This window comes from Paenarthrobacter sp. 10L420 (assembly GCF_056395385.1).
In genome coordinates, this window is record NZ_JBFTJK010000016.1 from 16,977 (window position 1) to 34,903 (window position 17,927).

At 60.8% G+C, this 17,927-nt stretch carries 17 protein-coding genes; 4 read left to right on the forward strand and 13 right to left on the reverse strand.

What is annotated here, in order from left to right:
* Positions 1-121: 121 nt before the first annotated feature.
* From AC1DD5_RS19795 to AC1DD5_RS19845, 11 genes are all read right to left on the reverse strand, one after another.
* Complete coding sequence (locus tag AC1DD5_RS19795) at positions 122-1,741, reverse strand: FAD-dependent monooxygenase (protein ID WP_477522498.1); 1,620 nt, start codon at positions 1,739-1,741, stop codon at positions 122-124.
* Complete coding sequence (locus tag AC1DD5_RS19800; protein ID WP_477522499.1) at positions 1,738-2,658, reverse strand: SDR family NAD(P)-dependent oxidoreductase; 921 nt, start codon at positions 2,656-2,658, stop codon at positions 1,738-1,740. The genes AC1DD5_RS19795 and AC1DD5_RS19800 overlap by 4 nt, the downstream gene beginning before the upstream one ends.
* A complete protein-coding gene (locus AC1DD5_RS19805; RefSeq protein ID WP_477522500.1) occupies positions 2,651-3,280 on the reverse strand; it encodes a nuclear transport factor 2 family protein in 630 nt (209 codons plus the stop codon). The genes AC1DD5_RS19800 and AC1DD5_RS19805 overlap by 8 nt, the downstream gene beginning before the upstream one ends.
* Complete coding sequence (locus AC1DD5_RS19810; RefSeq protein WP_477522501.1) at positions 3,281-4,474, reverse strand: acetyl-CoA C-acetyltransferase; 1,194 nt, start codon at positions 4,472-4,474, stop codon at positions 3,281-3,283. It lies immediately after the preceding gene.
* 43 nt (positions 4,475-4,517) lie between these two features.
* Positions 4,518-5,261, reverse strand: a complete 744-nt coding sequence (locus AC1DD5_RS19815) for an NADPH-dependent F420 reductase (RefSeq protein ID WP_477522502.1) — start codon at positions 5,259-5,261, stop codon at positions 4,518-4,520.
* Between the two features lie 74 nt (positions 5,262-5,335).
* The gene (locus AC1DD5_RS19820; RefSeq protein ID WP_477522503.1) at positions 5,336-6,259 is read right to left on the reverse strand and encodes an SDR family NAD(P)-dependent oxidoreductase; all 924 of its coding nucleotides are present in this window, start codon (positions 6,257-6,259) and stop codon (positions 5,336-5,338) included.
* Positions 6,260-6,303: 44 nt separating this feature from the next.
* Positions 6,304-7,062, reverse strand: a complete 759-nt coding sequence (locus tag AC1DD5_RS19825; protein WP_477522504.1) for an SDR family NAD(P)-dependent oxidoreductase — start codon at positions 7,060-7,062, stop codon at positions 6,304-6,306.
* A gap of 17 nt (positions 7,063-7,079) precedes the next feature.
* Positions 7,080-8,030, reverse strand: a complete 951-nt coding sequence (locus AC1DD5_RS19830; protein ID WP_477513343.1) for an isocitrate lyase/PEP mutase family protein — start codon at positions 8,028-8,030, stop codon at positions 7,080-7,082.
* Positions 8,027-8,548, reverse strand: a complete 522-nt coding sequence (locus tag AC1DD5_RS19835) for a cupin domain-containing protein (protein ID WP_477522505.1) — start codon at positions 8,546-8,548, stop codon at positions 8,027-8,029. The genes AC1DD5_RS19830 and AC1DD5_RS19835 overlap by 4 nt, the downstream gene beginning before the upstream one ends.
* 50 nt (positions 8,549-8,598) lie before the next feature.
* Positions 8,599-9,801, reverse strand: a complete 1,203-nt coding sequence (locus AC1DD5_RS19840; RefSeq protein WP_431115040.1) for an LLM class flavin-dependent oxidoreductase — start codon at positions 9,799-9,801, stop codon at positions 8,599-8,601.
* A 75-nt stretch (positions 9,802-9,876) separates the two neighbouring features.
* Entirely contained in the window at positions 9,877-10,413 is a 537-nt protein-coding gene (locus tag AC1DD5_RS19845; protein WP_431115039.1) for a flavin reductase family protein, read from the reverse strand.
* Positions 10,414-10,665: 252 nt separating this feature from the next.
* On the opposite strand from AC1DD5_RS19845, the gene AC1DD5_RS19850 reads away from it, so the two are divergent.
* Positions 10,666-11,712: a helix-turn-helix domain-containing protein gene (locus AC1DD5_RS19850; protein ID WP_477522506.1), complete on the forward strand. Its 1,047-nt coding sequence runs from the start codon at positions 10,666-10,668 to the stop codon at positions 11,710-11,712.
* Here the strand turns inward: AC1DD5_RS19850 and AC1DD5_RS19855 are convergent.
* Positions 11,709-13,502, reverse strand: a complete 1,794-nt coding sequence (locus AC1DD5_RS19855) for a glycoside hydrolase family 15 protein (protein WP_477522507.1) — start codon at positions 13,500-13,502, stop codon at positions 11,709-11,711. The genes AC1DD5_RS19850 and AC1DD5_RS19855 overlap by 4 nt on opposite strands.
* Before the next feature lie 65 nt (positions 13,503-13,567).
* Complete coding sequence (locus tag AC1DD5_RS19860) at positions 13,568-13,720, reverse strand: hypothetical protein (RefSeq protein ID WP_431115036.1); 153 nt, start codon at positions 13,718-13,720, stop codon at positions 13,568-13,570.
* 234 nt (positions 13,721-13,954) lie between these two features.
* Between AC1DD5_RS19860 and AC1DD5_RS19865 the strand changes: the two genes are divergently transcribed.
* The 3 genes from AC1DD5_RS19865 (at position 13,955) to AC1DD5_RS19875 (ending at position 17,830) form a co-directional block, all read left to right on the forward strand.
* Positions 13,955-15,001, forward strand: a complete 1,047-nt coding sequence (locus AC1DD5_RS19865) for an AraC family transcriptional regulator (RefSeq protein WP_477522508.1) — start codon at positions 13,955-13,957, stop codon at positions 14,999-15,001.
* Positions 15,002-15,215: 214 nt separating this feature from the next.
* On the forward strand, positions 15,216-16,667 hold the full coding sequence (locus AC1DD5_RS19870) for an MFS transporter (protein ID WP_477522509.1): 1,452 nt from the start codon (positions 15,216-15,218) through the stop codon (positions 16,665-16,667).
* Between the two features lie 86 nt (positions 16,668-16,753).
* The gene (locus AC1DD5_RS19875; protein ID WP_477513349.1) at positions 16,754-17,830 is read left to right on the forward strand and encodes a sugar ABC transporter substrate-binding protein; all 1,077 of its coding nucleotides are present in this window, start codon (positions 16,754-16,756) and stop codon (positions 17,828-17,830) included.
* The last annotated feature ends 97 nt before the right edge of the window (positions 17,831-17,927 follow it).

Consider the following 17,927-nt stretch of genomic DNA (forward strand, 5'->3'; position numbering starts at 1 on the left):
TATGAACTGTATATACAAATAGCGCGAGTTCTCAATAGTCGTTGGCAAAAATCCGCGCGAAGAATAGCGTTTCGAGCCTGCCTTGGACTTGCCGGCGGCGGCAGGTCCAACTCTGCCGGAATCATGCGGCAGTCCTCCGGCCGGTGTAAGCGAGCAGGGCGGCGTCCAGCGTTGCCGGGTCCTCGCTGTCCAACCGCGCCAGCACGTGCCCATCGGGCCGTACAAGGATGGCCTCGTCCCCGTTTACACGGTAAGCAGCCGCCCACTCGGCCTCTGCAGCGTCAAAGTCACCTGAGGGCCCGAACGTCACCAAGCGGTATGGAATGCCACGGATGTCTGCGCGCCGCGCTGCCTCCCTTGCTGGCTCCGAACCGGAGCGCGCGAGGATGGTCAGTTCGCGTCCGAACAAATCAAGCGTTGAAGCAGTTTCCTCGGCGTTGAGCCACACGTGCGGGGCGCGTTCACCCACGGCAGCAGTTGGCGTGAAGGTTCCCACCGGCCAGCCGGCATCCGGCGAGGTGGGTCCCGCTACCGCTCCACGGTTATAGCGGAATCCGATGTCCAGGCCAGGGTGTACAAAGTTTTCCGGCCGGAAGGAGCGGGGGCCTTCATCGGCGTTACCCACAATAGATCGGAAGTTGCGGACGGATTCGGCCATATTAAACACTGCAACGGGCCGCCGCTCCACTTCGTAGGTGGCCAGGAGGGCAGGATCAGCCCAGCCCTTGAGGACAGCTGCCAGCTTCCATGCGATGTTGTGGACGTCCTGAATGCCGGTGTTTTGGTTGAAGCCGCCGTATGGAGGCATGACGTGCACGGCGTCTCCGGCGAGCAGGATCCGGCCGGACTGGTAGCTGTCTGCCACCCAGGCGCCCACAGTCCAGGTCCGGGCGTCCATTAACTCCACCGACTCGTGAGGATCGCCGATCGCGTTCCGTATTTGCGTCGTCCAGTCAATGTCCTCGAAGGGCACCCTGTCCATGACCAGTGGGCGGCCCAGCATCGCTACCCGATCGGTCGCGTCAACGGGAGCGATCACGACAGCGCCGATGGTCCCTGGATTATCGAGATAGATAAAGCTGGACGGATCGCCCGTGCGCCGCTGGATAACAGGCGAACGGAACAGTACGCTCACGGCCGTCTGCAGGTCCTGATCGCCCGTCGTCCCGATCCCCAGGGCAGTGCGCACCTGGCTGGCGGCGCCGTCGGCCGCGATGACATATTTTGCGGCAACGTCCACAGAGCCATCATCATCGGCTATGGACACGAGGACTTCTGTCCCTGTGTCCTTAACCGTCGACACCGTCCTTCCGAACTCGATCGTGACCGTGTCCTCTGCCTGGGCCGCGTCAACGAGGATGGGCTCAAGGGCGTCCTGTGAGCACAGCACCACATCCAGGGTCTCCGGACCGAGGCTGGTGTCGGCGGGGCCGTCAGCACCGCTGCTGGTGACTACAGAACGCCACGGTGATACGGCATCGCTTCCCAGCAGGCGCCGTGGTCCGCCAGGAAGTGCCGCAGCCCGTACTTCTTCCGCGAGACCGAGTTCGCGAAAAACCTCCATGGTGCGGCAACTGACCGCACGGGACCTGGGGTGGCGCGACCGCTCGGTTCGTCGCTCGACAACGAGGGTGTCGACGCCGAACCGCCCCAGGAGGATCGCCGCCGAAAGTCCCACCGGACCAGCTCCGATAATCAGGACGTCGACGCTGCGCTTCGCGGGTTCATTCCGCTCGTTCACTGGCTGACTCCTGCAAACTCCGTCAGTTCTGGCTCCGTGATGCGGGAATCCATGTACGTCAGTTGGCCGCACGGCTGCATCCTGGCGCGCAGGACGTCATCGAACGCAGCGCTGACATCAAGGGGCGTCCATGACTCGCGGGTGAGGGCGGAGTCGACGACGGCCGGGTGCGAAAGCAGCATGAGGTCATGCCCGTTCGCAAAACGGACCACTTGGCCGTTTACTCCCTTGCTGAGGTCAGACAGGAGATAAAGCACCGCTGGAGCGTTTGTGGACGGCGGCGGCGCGATGGGGTTTCCGCCGAAGAACTTCGTGTACGCCTCGGTGCCGGCCGTCATCATCGGCGTGTCGGCATGGGGTGCCATGGCGTTTACCCGGATGTCTCCACCTTCGGCGCCGAACTCGGTTGCCCAGGCGAAAGTCAACGAGGCGATCGCCGCCTTGGCTGCGGCATAAGCACTCATCATCCGGAGACCTACAACCGCGCCCGAGGTCACGTTGACGATCGATCCGCGTCCCTCCATGGCGGGAAGGCCATGGACTGACATGAAGTAGGTACCACAGACGTTGATGTCCACATGGCGGCGGATGTGCTCTTGGGTCTCCTGCCCGGCAGTCACGGTCTCCAAATAGCCGGCGTTGTTTACAAGGCCGTCAAGTTTCCCGAAGCGCTCTACCGCAGTAGAGACCAGCCGCTGACAACTGTCCCAATCGGTGACATCGGCCGCGACGGCTAATGCTTCGCCGCCCTCCCGATTGATCGCCTCCGCCACAGCCTCGGCACTTTCGGCATTAATGTCCGAGACGACGACGCGGGCACCTTCCGCTGCGGCCGCGTGTGCATAAGCCTCGCCGAGGCCGCGACCGGCGCCGGTAATGAGGATGTGCTTTCCAGCGAGGATTTGATCGCTAGTCATTGAAATGCTCCTTTGCATTCGTGGTCTGGACAGGGGATGCTTTTCCCCAATCCGTGGCATAGATCGGGTCGTGCGGATAGCGATCGCCGAAGTTGGACGTGGGTGGGATGCCAAACAGCTCGGCTACGTCCGCTTCCGGACCGAGCCGTTGCGCCCCGTCCCAGACGCAAGTCCTCGCGAGCACCTTCCACTCCCCTTGGCGCCGCTGACAGAGATCCCGGTAACGGCCAAAAAGCAGGTCCGTAGGGCCGCCGTCGGTCGGCACGGTCAGATAGATAAACGCGGTTTCACGCTTGGCCTGGTTGCCGTTGAGTTCAATGAGCATGTTGGTCACGTAGTGGCTGGCCTTGTGGGAGGACTCCCGCCGCATGGAATAGGCCCAGTCGCAGAAGTCATGGGACAGGCCCACATACATGCCATGATCCTCAGTCGCCTCAGGCCAGTAGGTGGACTTCATCAGGTCCAGTTGCTTCCGGTCCATGCCCCGGCAATATTGGATCATGTTCTCGTTCAGCTCCTGCTTGGCGACCAGGACACGCAGTTGATCCAGCTCGGCAGCCCAGTCCACCGTTTTGCCGGTGTTCGGCGTAGCCTCCTTCATGGGCTCAATTACTCCAGTCATCTATCGGGTCCGGGACAGGAGCAGCGCCTCGCCCTGGCCGCCTCCACCACACAGTGCCACAGCAACTTTGCCCCGTTCGCGGCGCTGCAGCTCGTAGACAGCGGAGACAACCACGCGCGCCCCGGAGGCGCCAATGGGGTGTCCGAGAGCGATGGCGCCGCCGTTCACGTTGACCTTGTCCATCGCAATTCCGAGCTGCGCAGCTGAGTGGAGGGCTACGGACGCGAACGCTTCGTTGATCTCCACGAAATCCAACTCTTCTACGGTCCAGCCCGCGGCTCCGAGCGCTTTCGCAATGGCTTGCGCTGGTTTGTCCGGCAGGGATGTGTCGGGGCCCGCAATCTGTCCATGAGCTCCGAGCACAGCCCAGATCTCCAGGCGATGGGTCTCTGCGTATCCGCGCGTGGTAAGGACGACGGCGGCAGCACCATCAGTGAGCGGCGATGCGTTGCCTGCCGTTACGGTACCGCCAGGGGAAAAAGCCGGCCGGAGTTTGCTGAGGGACTCCGCATTGCTGTCCGGACGGACACCCTCGTCCATGCCTGCCAATTCGGCCGTTCCCCGCCGACGCGGCACTTTGACCGGAACAATTTCCGCATCAAAGTACCCTGCGCTCTGGGCCGCTGCTGCCCGTCGATGGGAGTCTGCAGCGGCCTTGTCCTGCTCGGCACGAGCGATGCCGTGTACGTCATTGGCACGGTCAGTATTAAGGCCCATGGACTCGTGGTCGAAGGCATCGGTTAGCCCGTCATGGGCAACAGAGTCCGACAGCACGGCATCCCCGTAGATCTGCCCGGCGCGTAAACCGGGAAGCAGATGCGGAGCATTGCTCATTGATTCTTGTCCGCCCGCGATGACTACTTCCGCTTCGCCAAGCTGGAGTAGCCGGCTGGCTTCGATAATCGCGGTCAGTCCGGACAGGCATACGTTGTTAACGGTGACAGCGTGGGCATTGAGCGGTATGCCGCCGGCTACTGCTGCTTGTCGTGCAGGGTTCTGGCCAGCGCCCGCCTGGATTACCTGTCCCATGAGAACAGCGTCAACAGCATCTGCACTGATGCCTGCCCTGTCCAGGGCGGCAGCGATTGCAGCACCGCCGAGCTCGACGGCGGACAACGCGGCGAGCTGACCCATCAACCGGCCCTGGGGAGTCCGGGCAGCCCCAACGATGACGATATCTTCCTTACGGTTCATTGATGCTCCTTGAGCCTGGGGCTGCTGGCGAATAGTCACGGGTTTAGCTGTAGAGGGCCCGGTGAAGTCGAACAAGGTAATCGGCGGTGACATCCGAATAGTTCGGGAAGCGTTCTGTAATGGCAGCAAGTGCGATGTCGCGTCGGTGTGGGCTCCGCGCCTTATCGGCTGAAGCAAGGGCGTGGGGTATCTTCTGGCGGGTGAGATCGGTGCAGTAGCTGGGGGATCCGGGCTGCTGGCGCCAAGACTCCGCCAGGGATCCGGCGTCGACCGCGTCAAAGCCGGTTTCCTCGACGAGGGCCATCGCCACCGCTTTGTCGTGGTCGCGATCCGCGGCCACAGGGATCGCGATCCGATCGGGATCGCCGTCTTCACGTCCATAGGCCTCGAAAGACCCAGCCGTAATGGCGTTCCAGGCCTTGGCAACGGGACGCCCGAGCTGCTGGGTGATCCAGACGCTTTCGACCATCCCGTTTTCCAGGGCATCCACCCGTCCATCACGTAGTGGGTAGTAGTTGGACGTATCGACGATGACCGCGTGGGCCGGGAGGTCCTCGATAAGGGTTTTGACCTCCGGCATCCGGCTGAGCGGTATGGACGTGATGAGGACATCGATGTCGGTGGCGACGCTGCTTGCCTCTACTGGCTTGGCTCCCGCCGCCACAATGTCCGAACTGATGGTTTCAGGGCCGCGGGAATTAGCAACCTTCACATCATGGCCAGCTCCGCTGAGTTTGCGGGCGAGTGTCGCTCCGATTGATCCTGCTCCTACAATGCCGATCTTCATGAGAATCCTTGTCTTGTTTGTGAGCCGGTTCCGGCCTTGAACTTGCCCCTACGTGGTGATTGATGCCGCGACCGTCACCGCGAAACGTCCGCTGCGTCGACTGGGAGCACCGTGTCCAATTCGGGCGCCAAGTACACCATCTGGTCGCGGAACGACTCGCTCGCATTGCCGAATGCCCGCAGCTCGCCGTCCTTCATGAGCGCCTCCCCGCTGTCGGCCCAACTCTCGGGCGTAGGTGATTCGACCTTCATTCGCGGCATGCCGGCAATGGCCACGCGACCGGCAGCCACTCCGGCGATCTCGAACGTTTCGCCGAAGACTGTCGTGTCCTGGTGCGCCAGCCACGTCACGAACGCAGACACAGAGCTCGCCGGAACATTGGTGCGCATGGCGTCCTTGATGACGGGATTGGGAAAGGCGTCCTCCGTCATCGGTGTCAAGGCAACCGGCATCAGGGTGGTGACTTGAACTCCCACCTCACGGGCCTCGGCCGCGAGGGTAATACCCAGACCCCAGATCGCGGCCTTGGCAGCGTTGTAGGCCGAGTCCGTCGGCACGCCCATGACCCCGTTCGACGAAATATTGATAAGCCGGCCACTGCCGGAGGCAATGAGGTGCGGCATGGCAGCACGTGAGACTCCGACCACGCCCTTTACGGCCACATCGAAGATGCGCCACCACGTCTCGGGCTCCATCTCCCAGAAACGGCCGAAAGCGTTGATCCCGGCGTTGTTCACGACGATGTCGAGCTGCCCAAAGGAGTCCAGTGCGGTCTGGACTATGTCAGCCGCGTTCGTGACAACGTTATTGCTGTCAACCACTGCCATACCGCCGGCGTCAGTAATTTCGGCCACGGCCTCGGAGGCGTTCGCCACGTTGACGTCGTTGACGACCACGCGCGCCCCGCGGGAGGCGAGCATCTTTGCGTGCTCACGGCCCATTCCCTGTCCGGCACCCGTGACAATTGCCACCCGGCCCTTGAAATCAAGATTGTTCATTTTTCAGTTACTCCATTTCTTGTGGAAGCCGGCAGGCGTTGCCATTACTTTCCAGCCAGCCAGCCGCCGTCGACCGCCAGGGAAATTCCGGTAACCATGCGGGCTTGTTCCGAGCAGAGCCACACAACCGCATCTGCCTGGTCCTCGGGTTCAGCCAGCCCGCGCATCGGAATCGCCGACAGGATCCTTTCCCGGAATTCGGGCGGGTTCTGCTCGAAGGCATTCTTCATCATGGGACTCGTCGTCGACCCCGGCGTGAGAGCGTTAATACGGATGCCCAAGGGCCCATAATCAATGGCCGCGTTCCTCGTCATCCCGACGACGCCGAACTTCGAGGCCGTGTACGGCGCGTTGTTGGCGATGCCGATCAAGCCCGCAGCAGAAGCTGTGTTCACGATCGCGCCACCTCCGGTCTTCAGCATCGCGTTGACTTCGTGCTTGAGGCAGTAGAAGGTGCTGTAGAGGTTCACCTTCATGACTCGATCCCAGGTCTCGCTGTCAGTCTCCCCAATAGGTGCGAAGACACCGTTCATCCCTGCATTGTTGAAAGCGAAATCCAGCTGCCCGAAGTTCGACACCGTCGCGTCGACGAGGCCTTTGACCTGCTCCTCATCGCTGACATCGCACTGGAAGAAGACAGCCTTTCCACCGGATTCGGTGATCATCTCCACTGTTTCGCGCCCGGAGGCCTCATCAATATCTGACACCACTACGCGCGCACCATTCTTCGCGAACGCCAGGGCACCTGCCCGGCCAATGCCCGAGCCCGCGCCGGTGACGAGACCGGCTTTGTCTTTCATCATCAGTTTTTCCTCATTCATCAGTAGTTCTCTCCAACATGGACGTTGTTGTCATAATTGCGGCGCGATTCCTGTGGGAGGAACCTGTCCTCGGTTTCACGCACGTAGTCGGTCAGGGGCCGGCCGAACATTGCGCCCCAGCCGATGCTGTCCGGGCCATCGTTCAAGTGGTCGATGTACTCGCCGATGGGTGTGGCCTCGCCGGATTCCTTGACCTCCATGAGCAGGCGCCATACCTCTTTGACGCCCGGGAGCACGAAAGCCACAGGCTGGATCGCTTGGCCGAGCGCTGTCATCTCGGCGACGGTCTTTCGGCCGATCAACGGAACTCCGACGGCGTAGGCGGGCCCGGGTGTCTCCTTCAGCGCGAGTTCGGCCTGCTCCCAGGTATGGAATCCCTCGTAGAAGATGACGTCCGCACCGGTCTCGGCCTTGTAGAGTTGCGCGCGGCGGATCGCCTCGTCCACGCCACCGCCGGCGGCACCATAGCCGTCGGTGCGGGCAACGATGACGAAATCGCTGTCCAATTTGTCGCGGGCATCGACGGCGGCGTTCAGTCGTCCGATAGCCTCGGCGTCCGAAACCAATTCGATCCCGGCTACGCCGCCTGATTTCTTGGGCTCCCGCTGATCCTCAATGTGGATTCCGGCGACGCCGGCATCAATGAACTCTGACACTGTGCGCTGCACGTTGATCGGTGCACCGAAGCCGGTATCGGCATCGCAATAGATCGGAATGTCAGCGGCGCGGGCGGTACGTTTTGCATGCTCAACCACTTCGGTCAGGGTGAGCCATCCCGTGTCGGAGACGCCCTGCCACCAAGCCGACATGCCGCCGGAGAGCTGGAACGCGTCGAAACCTGCGTGCTGCGCCATCTGTGCGTGGAGCGGCAAGGCGCCGAACGGCACCAGGGCCGTCTGGGGACTGTCGAAGACGGCACGCAGCGCCTTGCCCGGTGAGGTCAGACTCATGATGCCACCTCAGGGGTGTTGAAACCGACAGTTACCACGACGTAGACGCAGTCTTCGTCGTACGGGTTCTTCCAGGCATGGGGCACCCCGGCCATGACTAGCAGGTCTCCCGGCACGAGCGTCCGCTTCTTCCCACCCGGGAGAACGAGGTCAACTTTGCCCGAGATAACCACCTCGTAGTCGATGGTGTCGCTCGCGTGCATCCCGGCGTCGCCGTCGTCGTCGGTGGCGTTCATGCTCTCGTCCAGCGTCTCAGCGTCCACCTCCCCGGAAGAGTGCGCAGGGAAGCTGCTGACACCGAAGGTGGATCCGTTGGGTCCAGCCAAGGCGACCTTGCTTGGCGGGGCGCCGATGTTCGTTTTGCTGTGGCCCCCGTCAACAGCCCAGTAAAAGGCACCCGCTGCCACGCCGGGGAAGTCGAACTCTGCGGCCGGGCCGACTTCGAGGAAGTCGGCCTCGCCGGCCTCGTTCGGCCCCGCGACGACGAGTTGGAATTTTTTGGGATCAGGAAAAGTCATCTGTGTTCACTCCTTCGTGGATGGACGCTTCGCGGTTGGGCGCTTAGTGGTCAGGCGCGCAGGCCCGCCTCGCGCATCAGCGGGAAGACTTGCTCGTTCAGCCGGTCCAGGCCCTCGTCATAGTCGACGAGGCCGGTGCAGATGCCCGTGATGCCCGAGGCCTGCAACTTCTGCAGCTCCTCGACGACCATCTCGGGAGTACCAGTGATGGGCATAAGCGCCGCGCGGCCAAAGGCCCTCACGGATTCGTCACGCTTGTAGTCCTCGGACTGCTTGTACTCATCCCAGTTGAAGCTCTGCGTGCCGCTGCGAATGATCTCGCGATAGCGAAGCGCGCTCTCCCAGTCAGTGTTTTCCGTGACGTAGTCCGCGTAGGCGCGCGCTTCCTTCTCGGTGTCCTTGACGATGATGTGCGCGCCAGCCCACAGGCCGAGATCCTCGCGTCCAGCGGCGTCGGCTTTCTGCCGCAGTTTCGGTGTCAGCTCGCCACTGTGTTCGACGCTGGCAACCGACGCGAACAGGACGTTTGCGTGCTTGAACGCGAACTCCTGCCCTGCTGGGCTCGAACCGGCGCTCATCACCATCGGGCGCGGGGACTGCACGGGCTTCGGGTGCGCCTGCGCGCCCTTCAGATTGAAGAACTTGCCGTCGAAGTCGAACTCCTGCTCCTCGTTCGCCCACAGCCGCTCGGCGATCTCAATCCACTCGTCGGCGAGCTCGTATCGCACATCGTGCTCTGGGAGTTCGACGCCGAAGATGTCGTACTCGGGTTTGAAGTAGCCCGCTGTCACGTTCAGCCCCATGCGACCACCACTGATGTGGTCAATGGTTGTCACCATTTTCGCGCCCATCACGGGGTTGATGAACTGCACGTTGCAGGTGGCGATGATCTGAATGTTCTGCGTCACCGCGGCGATACCTGCCGCCCAGGTGAACGTCTCGAACTGACGACCCCAGGGCCGGTCGGGACCAGCGAGCCCCTGCCAGCGAGCGATGGGGATGAATCCGTCCAAGCCGTACCGGTCGGCCTTCTGGGCGAGATGCTGCACTTCGCCCCAGTTGCCAAGCTTGATGGAGTTCTCGGCGAAGTTCAGGCCGCCTTGGCCCGTGGACACGTTCGCCCCGAAGATCGCGACCTTGAAAGCGTTGTCGCTTCCGACCATCGGGCCCTTGTCACGCTCGACTGTGTAATCCGCGACGAAGTCGCGATCAACGGCTTGGTCGGTGGAAGTTTCGTTGGATGCGATGCTCATAATCGCCGTCCTTTCGGGAAGATTGAAATTGGGTGCAGAAGGGGTTGGAATTGCTATGACCGGCAGGGTCGCGTTTCAGATTTGGGATGCATCCCCAAGGACGTGCCAGGTCCGGTTGTGATAGACCAGCGGGTCCGCGGGCGCTGCCTCACTTGAGAGCGCCGGAGACGCCTGAAGCGCCTCGACCGCCACGATGGTGGACCCTCCGGCGGCCATCGAGTTGATGATCCTTCCCCGGATCCAAGTCTGGGCCTGCACAAAGTAGGGCTCCCCCGACTCGAGACGGGACCAGAGAGAGGTGTCAGCAAAGCGATCGATCCCGCTGGTGGCGCAGAGTTTGGCAATGTCCACCTGATCAGCGCCCAGTAGATGCACGACGACGGTGTCTGCAGCCAGAATGGTGGGGGTACTGGAGGAAAATTCCGATACTGAGAAGGCCAGAATGGGGGGTTCGGCACTGGCGGAAATGACAGACGTTGCCGTCAGGCCGACAGGCCCGTTGCCCGCATCAGCGGTGATGACAGCAACACCACCGGGATGGTTGCGAAACGCCGCCTTGAATTCGTCGGCAGTGACTGCAGGTTCAAGGCTTTGGGTGATGGATAAGCTCACCGGATCTCCTTTGATATCAGTTCGCCGGCTTCACTGCCGGCCCTTGCTTAGGGCTTCAACGTTAGGTGCGTAGGTGAGGTAGGCGGCATGGCAAGACATGCCAAACAGATGGGAAACTGCGTCAGGCTGGGGCCTCTTGTGAATACATGGCATGGGATGCAAAGCTGGTGACGTGCTTCACATGCTGGGCCTGTGCGACTCCTCGCCCTGGGCTCTGGAGCGCCTCTTCGTCAACGGTGAAAGGGGGCGGCAGTGAAACTAAGCTCCTACCAGAATCTGCGGCTACCGAACTTCAGCGTTCACGGACTCTGCGCAGTGTTGAAGGATGCGGATCTTGATTGGCAAACTGCGCTCAGAAACGCAGAGATCGACCCAGATGCCATAGACCGCCCGGGAGGCACTATTCCCGCCAAGAAGGAGTTGGCCTTCCAATTGCAATTCGTGGCTCTCACAAAGGATCGCGTCGACCTTTGGGTTAAGGCCGCACAGGCCTACACGCTGGGATCCTTCGGAATTCGCGGATTGGCCCTCGCTACAGCGCCCACCATTGAGGCCTGGGTAGAAGCTGGCAGCTCAACAGACTATGCCCCTGGCCTGATGGAAATTACGCCTCTCAGGGCACCGGGTGGCACGGTGATTGGTATGGAGTACACCTACCCCGATACTCCGGAAGAGCTCATCCCGTTCAGCGTCTACCGCGATTTCTGCGTCGTTGCCCGAACTTTCACATGGATGTACGGCAGCCCTTTCCCCTTCACTCAGGTCGAATTCCCCTTCGCAGACGCCTCCCCCGAGATTTCGAACTACGTCCCCTGCGCCATCGACTGCGGATCCGACGCACTGCGGCTCTGGTGGGATCCGGCAACATCTGTACACGAGCTCCCTTTCGGCAACGCCTTCCAGCACGAGGCATGGCTCAAGGCGGATCATCAGATCCTTGACGACCTCAGGGCGACCGGCGATTGGCCTGACACCGTCATGAAGATCATCAGGGCCGCGCCTGAGCTCAACCGCAAACTGGCAAATGTGGCAGCAACCCTTCGGGTCTCCCCCCGCACCTTGCAACGCAAGCTCGAACTAACCGGTGACGACTTTGCCCAACTCCGGGACAAAGCCCTCCGTGACCTTGCCGCCGATCTGCTCTCGAAAACGGACCACTCTGTTGCACGGATATCCCGCACTCTGGGCTATACAGACCCAACGAGCTTCACCATCGCCTTCAAACGATGGAATGGGATGCCACCGACGGCCTACAGGGAAGCATCCCGATACAAGAACAACGCGGGTTCCACGGCTTAGACGCTTTCGCTGTGCAAGGCGTCTGCGGCACGTATCAGGGCCAGGTGGGAGAAGGCTTGTGGAAAGTTTCCCGCCATGCGTTTTTCGTTCATTGAATATTCTTCGCTCAGCAGACCGAGGTCATTGCAAAGTCCCACCAGGGCGCCCATCAGGTTCTTGGCGTCTGCCCGTCGGCCTGAGCGTGCGTACTGTTCCACCAACCAGAAGGAACAGGCAAGGAATGGATGTTCTCCGGACGCCAACCCGTCGACGCCCGTCTCGGTGCGGTAGCGCATCAGAAATCCATCAGTGGTGAGTAGCTCCTTCTCCAGCTGGGCGACGGTTCCCAACATCCGCTCGTCGTCGTAGGCGAGAAAGCCTACCTGCGGCAAAACCAGCAGGGCCGCGTCCGTCGCCTCACCACCGTAAGTCTGAGTGAAGGAATTAAGTTCACGGTTGAATCCGAGATCCGTTATTTCTACGGCGAGCCGATCCCGATGCCGCTCCCAATCCTCCAGCGGCCCAGGCAATCCGTGGTCCCGGACAGCCCGTACCCCGCTGTCATAGGCTGCCCACATCATGACCCGCGAGTGCGTGAAATACTGCGGTGCGCCGCGCATTTCCCACAATCCCAAGTCTTTGTCGTCGAAGTGTTTGTCCACGGAACCAAGAAGGGCGCGCTGCAAGGCCCAGGAGAAATGATCTTCCTTGCCACCGGCCAAGCGAAGCCTCTCCAGTACCACCATCACTTCCCCCACGACGTCGGCCTGATGCTGGGAGACGGCTGCATTGCCGATTCGAACGGGTCTGGCGTCCTGGTAGCCCGGCAGGTGCGGGAGTTCCTTTTCTGTCAGGTCCCGTTCGCCCCCTACGCCGTACATTATTTGCAGATCTTCCGGATCGCCGGCCAGCGCACGCAGAAGCCAGTTGCGCCACTTCAGGGCTTCGGATTCGTAGCCGTGCGTCAGCATGGCTTCAAGTGTCAACGATGCATCGCGAAGCCAACAGTAGCGGTAGTCCCAGTTGCGTGGTCCGCCAAACTCTTCGGGCAGGGAAGTGGTGGGAGCGGCCACAATGCCGCCCGTCTCATAGTGGGTCAAAGCACGTAAGACCAGAAGTGATCGCTTGACTGCATCCTGATGCGGCCCGTCGTAGCGGCAATTGGCCGCCCACGTCGTCCAGTAGTGGATGGCGTCGTCCAGGGCTGCATCAATGTTGATGGACGGAGGCACGTCCTGGTAGGAGGGGAACCATGTCAGGTGAAAGTCCACATTCCGTCCCTGCTCAACCGTGAACTCCCCCGCATGCCGGTGGTCTTCGGCCTGTGGAAGAAAGTCGCCCCGCAAAGACAGAGCATCCGGGCCGGACATTGCGAGAAGTATTTCGGCGCCGGGGTCGGCGCTGTCGCGGATCCTGCTTACCCAAGGCAGGACGGTGGCATACTGGGGCCGAATTCTTATCTCTTGGTGCATGGGAACTGTCCCGCTGAGTCCAGTGACCCGCCGGACGAGTGATGGATGGGCGGCACCAACCGGCATAAAGTCCGTCACCAGGACCTTTCCGGAATTCGTCTGCCACGTTGTCTGGAGTACGAACGTCGACTCCATATAGTGACGGTCCACCACAACTGCCTCCGGAGGACTCGGGGCCAGCAGCCACCGGCCATGGTCTTCATGCCCGAGCAGGGAGGCAAAGAGCGACGGCGAGTCGAAACGCGGGAAGCAGAGCCAGTCAACACTGCCCTGGCGGGAAACAAGGGGTCCAGTGTGGAGATCCGAAAGCAGCGCATAATCCTCAATCGGGGCAGCCATGCTTCACTCAATCACAAGATGAATGATCCCCATAGGCTTTTGCGGCTGTGGCTTCGAAGGCAGGATCAATTACCGTGCTTGGGAGTTCGCTGGCCTGGTGTGCAGATAAAGAACTGAGGCTGGGCGACCGGTGCAAACGGAACGATGAGCCACTGGTTGCCGTAGAGCTCCACGTAGGAGTCGGAAGGGCAGAGTGTAAAGGCTTCTTCGCGTGTCATCTCGTTCCCTCTCTTTGTTGGGTTGTTTGTTCGGCTCCACTGCGGAGCCTTGGTTAGCTTCAACGTTAGGAGCCTTCAGCGTCGGCCGGCATGACAGGCGACGCCAAGTAGATGGGAAACCGCGCCAAACGTCACCTCGTGTGCGTTTCAGCCCCGCCGGAGGTGCAAAGCTACTGACATGACTTCACGAGGCTTCTGGTACTCGGATTATGACTGCGGCAGAGGGTGGCGACGGTGAAAGGCGGAACATATCAGAACCTGCGCGTGCCAAACTTCAGCGTGCACATACTGCGGGGGCTGCTTGAGGATGCGGATTTGGATTGGCAAACTGCCCTGGCGAATGCGGAAATAGACCCCGACGCGGTGAACCGCCCGGGAGGTACTATTCCTGCCAGGAAGGAGCTGGCCTTCCAGCTTCAGTTCGTTGGTCTTACAGGAGATCGTGTGGATCTCTGGGTGCGGGCCGCACGTGCCTACTCACTTGGCTCCTTCGGAGTTAGAGGATTGGCCCTCGCTACTGCACCTACCATCGAGGCGTGGGTTGATGTTGCAAGTACCACTGACTATGGCCCTGCCCTGTTCGAGTTAACGTCTCTGAGGACAGCGGATGGCGCGGTAACGGGGATGGAGTTCACCTACCCCGATGCCCCGGAAGAGCTGATCCCCTTCAGCGTTTACCGCGACCTCTGTTTCATTGCCCGAAACTTCACATGGCTCTATGGCAGCCCCTTCCCCTTCACCCGGATTGAATTCCCTCTCCCGGAAGCCTCCCCCGAGCTCTCGAGCAACGTCCCCTGCGGCATTGAATGCGGCGCCGAAACACTGCGGCTATGGTGGGACCCCGCAACGTCTGCACAGGAACTTCCCTTTGGTAACGCCTTTCAGCACGCGGCATGGATCAAGGCGGATACCCAGATTGTCGATACTCTAAGGGCGACCGGAGACTGGGCCGCCACTGTCGCCAAGACCATACGGACTGCGCCCGAGCTCAACCGCAAACTGGCAAATGTGGCCGCAACACTTCGGGTTTCCCCCCGCACCCTGCAACGCAAGCTCGAACTTACTGGGGATGACTTCGCCCAACTCCGGGACAAGACCTTGAGTGATCTCGCCGCCGATTTACTCTCGAATACGGATCTTTCGGTAGCGCGGATATCGCGCAGGCTTGGCTATACAGAGCCTGCCAGCTTCACCATCGCCTTTAAGCGGTGGAAGGGGATGCCACCGACGGCCTACCGGGAAGCTTCCCAGTACAAGAGCAAGGTCAGCTCCGGGGCCTAGGCCTGCTCCCACCGGTCTCTTGAACGCTCCTGATCCTCACGTGACCCGCGACACACCTTGGCGTACATTCCCATGTGGACGGCGTTGATTGCCGTGCCGGGTCGGGGCCGGCCCACCTTACCGTTGAAGCCTACGCAGGCCCGGCAAAGAAGCAGGGTTCTCTGCGGTCAGGAACGACTCCAGCGACTGCTGGTTACATACAAGGTGATCAAAGATGACACAAACAACATTGGTCGAGTCCCGCACTGGCCAAAGCACAGCAATAATTGCCCTGCTCCTGTTGAGCGGCATAACACTTGACATCCAATACGGAATCCTCGCCCCGCTCATTGGCGTGATTGCGACCGAGTCAGGCCTAACGGGTTCGGAAATCGGGTGGGTCCTTAACGCGATGATGATTGGCAGTGTGATTTCTGTCAGCCTGACCGCCCGTATGGGAGACATTTTCGGGCATCGCAGAGTTCTCCTCGCGCTGATCGTCTTGGCACTGGTGGGATGCGCACTCGGTGCGACCGCCAATGGTTTCTGGCCTCTGGTCGCGGGCCGATTCCTCATGGGCCTCGCTACCACGATTCCACTCAGCTGGGGGCTTCTGCGCCCGCGGGGTACCGCCCGGCAAATCCGACAGGTCTCGCTGGTGCTCTCAACAGTGATGGCAGTCTTTGGACCGCTGGCACTTAGTGCTGGCGGACTCATCGTTGGATTGGGATTGCCCTGGCAGACCGTCTTCTGGCTGACCTTCGCTTTGTACGCGGTGATGCTGGTCCTCGCCCTGATCTCACCCGAGACGCCCGTCGCCGCCCGCGCCGTGGCGCAGTTGGACTGGTTCGGTGCGCTGGGGCTCGGCGTGTGGGTCACCGCACTCCTGATCGGAATTGCTGAAGGTCCCGGGCAGGGCTGGACCTCGGCTCTGGTCTTGGGTGCCTTCATCGTGTGCGCAGTCACACTGGCTGCCTGGATCATTCAGCAGCGACGCGCTCAGGAGCCTCTAGTGTCATTCCGCAACATGGATATCCGTCAGGCGGTCATCGGCTACTCCGGAATCCTCCTGATCAGCCTGGTTGGCCAGGGCATCTTTATCGTGCTGCCGGCGTTGCTGCAGACCCCGGCTTCTTCCGGATATGGTCACGGCCTCTCGGCCCTGGAGTCCACGTATGCCTACTTGGCGATGATTCCGGGGGCGGCACTGGGATACCTTTGGACCCGATGGGGCCTTCGGCGTCTGGGACCGAGAATCGTCCTGGTAGTTTCTGGCGGCGCTGGCATCTTCGTCTTCCTCGGACTCGCGTTGGTGCACGATCAAGTGTGGTTGTCGTGGATGTGGGTGTTCCTGTACACCCTCACGATCGTCAGCTGCCTGACCACCGGGTACACTCTCGTTGCCGCGGCTGGCCGCCAGGACAATATGGCGACGACCATTGGCATGCAAACAATCATCCAGTTCGTCGGAGCGATGATAGCCGTTGCAATTATTTTGAACGTGCTGGTGCCCGGCCCCGACGGATTCATCCCTGAGGCAACGTTTGCCGGCATCTACATCGCGTCGGCCGTGATTATCGCTTTCTTCGTGATCGTCTGGGCGGTGCTGGCACCCAAGCGCATCACCGATCTGCATGCAGTCGACACAGAGACCGATCCCACGAAGGATCATGCTGTTAGCCACTAAGAGCCTGATCAGCAAACCCAACGGATATGAGGTCTGGATGACCTACAAGTGGGAAACCGCGAAACGCGAGGAGAAAAATGCGAACAATGAAGTCGCGAATCATGTTGACTGCAGGCTCGACGGCGGTGCTGCTGGCCCTGGCTGGCTGCGCTCAAGGCCCGAGCAGTCAAGGCCCCGCTGACACTGTCGCAATCGATGTCGGCAACAATATGAAGGTCAACCTGAAGACAAGCCCCAACCTCAAGGTCGCCGTTTTTATCCCGGGCGTCGCCAATGCCTACGGCCAGGCGCAGGAGCTTGCCGCAAAGGAGACGGCCAAGCAGCTCGGCATGGACATGACATTGTTCGACGGGGGCTATAACCCGAGCCAACAACTCAATCAAATGCAGACAGCGCTCGTATCCGGGGGCTATGACGCTGCAGTCGTGCAAGCCCTCGACGGCACAGTAGTCTGCAAAACCCTCACCGAGGATTACCCCAAGGCCAACATTCTTGTGGTGAACAACGTCACCCCATTGTGCGACTACGGCACAAATCAGACCGGCAAGTCAGTTGAGGAGGTCTGGGCGCCGGGCACGATGAACTTTGTAGGCAGCAACAACACCCGCGCTTACATCGACGGCTGGTTCTCCGCGGCAGCAAAAGCAAACCCCGGAAAGCAGAACGTTGTTGCTGTACTTGGTCCTGCTGTCGCCGCCCAAACACGGGTGATTGAGGTTGCCTTGGCGAAGTTCGCGCAGGACAACCCCGAGTACACGGTGGATAAGATCTACACCGATTACACGACTACCGGCACGTTCAATGAGACCCAAACCTACCTGCAAGGCCACGCGGACACCAGCCTCATCCTCTCCATGTACACGCCAGACATCTCACAGGGAATCGTCAAGGCCGTAGAGGACGCAGGCCTTCTTGGAAAGGTCCACATTGTTGACCAGGGATTCGGCGAATTTTCAATCAAACAGATTGAAGCAGGAAATATCCAGTTCTCAACGCTGTTCTTCCCCTACAACGGGATAAAGGTATCGCTGGAGGCCATCGCTGCGGCTCAACACGGAGATGCCGGACCTCGTTTTGTGGATGACTCGGTCATCGGCACTGCGAAGAGTCCTTTCACTGTCACGAATGGCACGATCTCCCAGCTTCCCGCCGAACTACGCTAGCCGCGCAGATCGCCTGGAGGACCGCTGCGGCGGCGTACACCGTAACGCTCGCCGCCCCAATCAAGATCGCGAAGCAATGAAGCTCCGTGACACATCA